Consider the following 6,344-nt stretch of genomic DNA (forward strand, 5'->3'; position numbering starts at 1 on the left):
CTCCTTGCACGGGGAATCGAGTCCTATTACACGCCGGCTGGCCGGGTTCTCCGCAAAACGTCCCTTGACGAAATCCCCCAGTTGCTTAACGTCCTGCGGGGGGAGATGTCCCTGGTTGGCCCCCGCCCGGCTCTCTACAACCAGGAAGTCCTGATCCGGATGCGCACGGAGCGGGGAGTCCATCGGATTAAGCCGGGCGTAAGCGGCTGGGCTGTCGTTCAGGGCGGCGAAGACTTGACCATCGAGGAAAAAGTGGCCTGCGACGAGTATTATCTCCGACACCGTTCCTTCCGCTTCGACCTGCAAATTCTCTGGATGACCCTTTCGGTCCTGCGAAAGCGGAAAGGGATATATTGAGGTTACAAGAAGGTTGGGGATAGATTCACCGTATTTTCAAGAGGGGAATGATTCGGTATAATGAGGTCATGGCCTCGCAAAAGAAGAAGCTCAAGCCGGTGCTCTCTCCGGTCATGGAACGACCGCTGCTCGCTCCCACCGACCGGATTTGCCGGATCGCTCTCCTGGTTCTCGTTTTGTGGTCACCGTACTTTCGGGGGCTGTATTTCGATTACGAGCGGTTTCCCTTCTATGCCGTCTTTTGTGTCCTGGTGCTCGCCTGTTTCGGCCTGCGGGCGTTTTATCGCACGGAGCGACTCAACCTGGGGCTGCCCGCTCTCATTCTTTTGTTAATAGTCGCTCTTTATGCCCTCAATCTCCCTTTAGCCGCAGACCGGGGCCTGGCCTACCGGGGATTCCTCAGCCTGGCAGTCTTATTCCTCCTCTTTCTCGCTGCCCGGGAACTATTTGCGGAGCGCTTCTGGAAACAGATCGCTCTCTTGGGTTTTATCCTGAACGGGAGCTTCTTGGTGTTTCTGGGGTATGCCTACCGATTCGGCTGGATTCCGCCCCTGGCCCGTCCCCTGGGAATGGACCTGAGAGAACTCTTTCTCGCCGGACGGCTCCACTCCGTCTTTCAGTACCCCAACACCACCGCGGCATATTTTGCCATGGGATTTTTGGCCTCCCTCATTCTTCTTCTCAGTAAACCCGGTCGTGTCTGGCGCCTGGTGATCTCCTTCGCCGGCTTTTTCCTGCTCGCCGGCCTTTTCTTCACCTTTTCCCGCGGGGGGCTACTGACCTTTACGCTTTCGGTCGCCTTTATTCTCTTCGTCCTCCCGCGGGGGAATCGAGCCGCCTTTTTTGTGCGGGCCTTGGGCCAAATCTTGGTCCTTGCTGTCGTGTTGAACAATCTCAATCGCTATCTGATCGATGGGGAAGGCGGGCGGTTTTTCCTGGTGATCGTTGGCGGTGGGGCGCTGTGTATGCTGGCTGAAATGACGCTCTTTCCGTTACTGGGGGGAGAGCGGCCGCTCAAGCGGGTGAACTTCCGGCCGGGGTTGGTAGCCGCGTTGTTGATTGGACTTCTTTTGGTCATCGGACTGGGTGACTTAAACCCCGCCCAACATTTTTCCCGATTCTGGGGGTTTAGCTGGCAGGATCAGAGTGTATTCGAACGGTTGCTCTTTTACCGGGACGCTTGGTCGATGGTCAGAGAGCGGCCGCTTGCGGGTTGGGGAGGAGGAGGCTGGCCGGCGCTGTATCTGGGGTACCGCTCTGCCCCATATACCACTGAGAATCCACATAATTATTTCGTTCAGGTGTTGGTGGAAGGGGGGATAGTCGGTTTTCTCCTTTTGATTGTCCTTCTGGGGAGTCTGTTCGGCGGGGTCTTGATGGCCCGCGGCAAAAACGATCCGGAGGAGACGATCATTTCAGTTGGAATGTTGGGGATCGTCTTTATGGGATTTGTGCACGGTATAGTGGACGTCAACTTCGCTTTGGGTTCGTATGCTTTGGCTGTGTGGTTCTTTGCCGGAGCTGCCGCCGGACGTCTGAACGAACTGTCCACATCGGCGCTTTTCAGAAAAAGAATTCCGGTGCGGTGGAGTTTTCTCACGGGAGGAGCCTTTCTCCTCCTGGTCTTTTCTGTTCTGGCAATCGATGGGACCAGGTACGCCAAGTGGGCGGACATCTACGCCCGGCGGGGTGAACTGGAGTATGCCCGGTTCTTTTACCAGCGGGCGGTTTCCCGTGATTTTTGGAACGCAGAGGCCTGGTACGCGTTGAGCCGAATCAACCGTCAGTTTTTTCACGCAGGGAGGGGAGACTTTTACCGGGCCTCGAGCCTGGACGCGGCCCGCCGGGCGGTCGATATCGCGCCGTTCCAGCCGTATTTTCTGGAGCACCTGGGCCTTCTTCATCTGGAAATGGGTCAGTTCGACCGGGGCCTCGCCCTGATGGAGGAGGCGGCAAAGCGTAATCCCCTGACCGCGGAGGCTTTTGAACATCTGATGATCGGGTACCGCACAGTGGGTGACTTTTACCTGAACCGGAACGAACGTGACTTGGCCCGTCGGTATTACGAATTGGCCTTGCTCGCGGCGGAATCCTTTCGGGAAAATCGGGAACGTTCGCTTCGGCCGGTGAGAGAGGGCAATGTCGAGGCGCTTCGCCGGGAAATCGAGGCGTTGCTTTGAATAGAAAGGTGTTCAGTAAGGGGTTATGGGCCATCCTTATCCTTCCTCTTGTCTTGGTTTTCCCGCTGTCTGGATGTTGGACGGTTGGGAGCGAGGGCTCTTGTTTCATCGTCCCGGAAATCCCCGACCGCCTAAATGGTGGGGAGCGGTACCGCTTCCAGGCTCTGTTCGGTGAAGAGACGGTGACGGAGCTCGTTACCTGGTCGGCGGTTTATGGAACGATCGCTCCCGATGGATGGTATACCGCCCCGCTTTTCTCCTGCCAAGAAGAGATCACCGCCCGTTGGGGCGATTGCACGGTCACCGTGTCTTTCCTTATTATAGAGCGGATAGACGGGGGGAATGGGACATCCTTTTCTCCTGATGACGAAGGCGGCCCCTCCTCTTCTGATGACGAAGGCAGCTCCTCCTCTTCTGATGACGAAGGCAGCTCCTCCTCTCCTGAGGAAGGCAGCTGGTTCCTTTCCCCTTTTCCGGAAGTAACCGGGGCGCTTTATCTCGATATTCAGCTGACAGCGCCGGGAAAACCCTTTCTCCTGTTTCAAAACGGCGAACTCGTAGCCTCGGGAGCGGGGCATGGGCCGACAACAACTCTCCTTCGGTTAAACCTGCGGGAAGGGGAGAACGAGTTGTGGCTCGTGGTGGACGGACAGGAGGTGGCCCGCCACCGGATTCTACGGGATGCGAAACCGCCCCAGATAGTTCTCGAAAAAGCGGTGGTGAGGGAGGGCGGCGTCACACTCTCCGGCCGGGTGGTTGACGAAACCGAGGTATCGATGCTGGCCCGCTTGGCCGACCATACCCAGTCCTGGTTGGTGTTCGTCCCCTTTGACGGTACCAGGACGATCCATTTTGAAGACCGCGGCGGTAATGTCGCCGAAAAAACGTTTACTCCGGAAGAAGACCTCAGTCTCTACGTTGCGCTTCCCCTGTCGGCTAAAGAACACCATCCCATTCCTATCGCGGTGGAGCTTCACTACCGGGACATTCCGTTGGAGGAAGCGGTGATCGAATATGTCATTGGCGGGGAATCCGCCGAGATCACGCTGGCTGACGGCCGGGTGGACCTGGTGTTCCCCGGTCGTCCAGCGGGGGAACACCCGATCGCATTCCGGCTTCAGGACTTTTACCTCCGGCAGGAGTTATTGACTGTCCTCCCGCAGGAGGCGGCCTTTCTCGACTTCGCTTCTCTCAACGCTGAATGGCCGGAGAGGGTGCCGTTTGCGGTGTCCGGAAAAGTAACCGACGGGGATGGCGTTCCCTGCCCAAACAAGTCGGTGATGCTTGAGGTAAACCGCCCGAGTCATTACGTCGCGACCTATGAGACGATCACTGGGGGAGATGGGTTTTTCGCCTTCCTTCCTACTTTTCCGGCGGGGGGCCGGTATGACCTATTGGTTCGTTGTGGAGCGATTGAGGAATACCGGAGCGTGTGGGCGGTATCCGCAATCCCGGACCGACTGGTGAGGGTATCCCCGGCGGATAAACTCATCAGGACGGTAGGTACCAACCATACCTTTACTATGCGCATCCTCGATCGCAATGGGTCCCCGGTGCATCGGGTGGAACCGCAGTGGCGTTGGGAAGACGCGCTGGGAAATCCGGTTGTTGTTGAAGGGACCTATCTGGCTCCCCGAACCACCGTAGACGGCTTTGTCGAAGGCCGATTCCTTCTGCCGACCCGGGCCGGAACTTATCGGTTGATCGGGATGGCGGCGCATTGGGGTATCGGTAATGTGGTTTGGGCGGTGACCACCATTCCGGCGGCCAGTCGGCATATCCTTGATCTCTCGGGCATTCCGGAACCGCTGGGGCCTGAAGAAAACGTGGTGTTCCGAGTCCGGGTCACGGATACCTTTCACAATCCGGCCCCCGGCCGGGAGGTGAGAATCCGTTGGGGGGAAACCGGCAGCGGGTTGCATTCCTCGGTGGACCTGGTGACCAATGAGAGGGGAGAAGCGGAAATCGTTCTCTCTTTTCCAAAACCCGGCTCCTTCACTGTGAGGGCAATGATCCGGCACACCGTCCACTTCGTCGAGCGGATCATCGAGGTCGGGGCGTAAGGTGGGGGAAGGGCTGGGCGAGGGGTTCCTGAATTTCTTTTTCCCACTGCACTGCGTGGTCTGCGGCGCTTATATCAGGCATTCCAGCGGCTTTCCACTGTGCGGGAAATGTCTGGAATCCATACGATATATTCGCAGCCCCCTATGCCCGATCTGCGGCCGGCCGCTCGATAACCCTCGAGTAATTACCTGCCGGCGTTGCCGGACGGCGGTCCCCCGCCTGGATCTGACCCGCTCGATCGCGTATTATGTTACCCCGGTCCGGGAAGCCCTCCATGCTTGGAAGTACGGCCGGATGACCTCCCTGGGGAAGCTGTTCGAATCCCTGGTAGTCAGCTATCTGGAGGTCAATCCGTTCCTGCGGGAGGTGGATGGGATTCTCCCCGTGCCGCTTCATCCGTCCAGGAGGCAGGAGCGGGGGTTCAACCAGGCGGAAGTGCTGGTACGCTCGGCCGCCAAAGCCTTCAATCTACCGGTGTTCTCCGGCGCGGTTCAGCGGATCAGGAAGACCCCGCCGCAACCCGGCCTTACGCCCCGGGAAAGGAGAAAGAACCTCGCCGGGGCCTTTTCCGTTACGGCGACCACCCGGGTTCGGGAAAGAAGAATCTTGATCGTTGACGATGTCGTCACCTCGCGGGCGACCCTGGAAAGCCTGGCGGGAGTCCTACGGAAGGCGGGTGTAAGCCGCCTGTACGCGCTCACCGTCGCCTCCGGAAGACCGCTGGACGACCTGCTCCGGCCCTCTGTAAAAAAAGGCGAGGACGGTGTTTAACCAGGAGGCAGCCCCCCCCTCTCTCGGTAGGGTCGCTTCGGAGTGTGGTAAAATAATTTTTTTAACTCTTCTACCCTTATATAGTTTATTGGCTCAGCAGGGGGGCGGTACTGGAGTGCGCCACTGGAAGTTTTCCATCGACCTCACTGCATTTTTGCTTGCAGTGCTCATTGCTTTCTGGCTCCGGTTCGATTTTCGAATCGGGATAGTGGTGTACGCCTATCCTCAGAGCGTCTTCTGGGGATCGGTGATCGATACGGTCTTAGGGACGCTCTTTCTTCTCTATTATAAACCCTACCGGAATATCTGGCGGCACACCGGGTTTAAGGAAGTCTGGGAAATCGCCCGGCTGATATTCTGGCAGAAAACGCTGTTCGCGCTGGCGGTCGTCAGCCTGGTTCCGACAGTCTTTCCCCGCTCGATCTTTATCATCGCTCCGCTGGTGAGTCTCTCAATCATGATTGTTCCCCGCTTCGTGGTGCGTTTTTACACCGAAGGACGTTTTCGGTATTTGCGTAAAACGGGTAAACGGACTCTGATCATCGGGGCGGGTGAGGCAGGTGCCCAAATCTGCCGTGAGATCGCCGCTCATTCCGAACTTGGTTATCAGCTGGTCGGTTTTGTCGACGATGATCGGAGAAAACAGCAGGCCTTTCTTCACGGTTTCCGGGTGCTGGGTCAGGTGGGAGACCTGCCGGGACTTGTGGTCAAACAGCGAATCGAGACAGTCATTGTAGCCGTTCCCAGCGCCGGTCGCTCTCTGATCAAAAAGGTCTATGAACTGACAGCGACCCTGCCGGTGGAAACACTGATCATGCCCGGGATTTACGAAATGATCGGGAAAAAGGTCTCCTTTTCCACACTCCGTCCGTTTAAGATCGAAGACCTTTTACTCCGGGAGCCGGTCTTTATGGACGGGGGAAAAATCGCCCGAGCGTTCAGCGGTAAACGGGTGTTGGTCACCGGAGCGTG

At 57.6% G+C, this 6,344-nt stretch carries 5 protein-coding genes; all 5 read left to right on the forward strand.

The genetic code is table 11. The features are described from left to right. Positions 1-357 (forward strand): sugar transferase (locus VLH40_01460; protein ID HSV30676.1); only part of this gene is annotated, 357 nt, incomplete at its 5' end. Between the two features lie 47 nt (positions 358-404). Continuing rightward, positions 405-2,537, forward strand: a complete 2,133-nt coding sequence (locus VLH40_01465) for an O-antigen ligase family protein (protein HSV30677.1) — start codon at positions 405-407, stop codon at positions 2,535-2,537. Then, positions 2,534-4,600, forward strand: coding sequence for a hypothetical protein (locus VLH40_01470; GenBank protein ID HSV30678.1), 2,067 nt, complete (start codon positions 2,534-2,536; stop codon positions 4,598-4,600). Before VLH40_01465 ends, VLH40_01470 begins: the two co-directional genes overlap by 4 nt. A gap of 1 nt (position 4,601) precedes the next feature. Next, the gene (locus VLH40_01475) at positions 4,602-5,372 is read left to right on the forward strand and encodes a ComF family protein (GenBank protein ID HSV30679.1); all 771 of its coding nucleotides are present in this window, start codon (positions 4,602-4,604) and stop codon (positions 5,370-5,372) included. A 115-nt stretch (positions 5,373-5,487) separates the two neighbouring features. Beyond that, positions 5,488-6,344 (forward strand): Gfo/Idh/MocA family oxidoreductase (locus VLH40_01480; GenBank protein HSV30680.1); only part of this gene is annotated, 857 nt, incomplete at its 3' end.

This window comes from Atribacteraceae bacterium (assembly GCA_035477455.1).
Taxonomy (GTDB): Bacteria; Atribacterota; Atribacteria; order Atribacterales; family Atribacteraceae; genus DATIKP01.

Bases quoted from the DNA above. Each gene is read 5' to 3' on its own strand.
- VLH40_01465 (HSV30677.1), top strand. From the start codon at position 405: ATGATTCGGTATAATGAGGTCATGGCCTCGCAAAAGAAGAAGCTCAAG.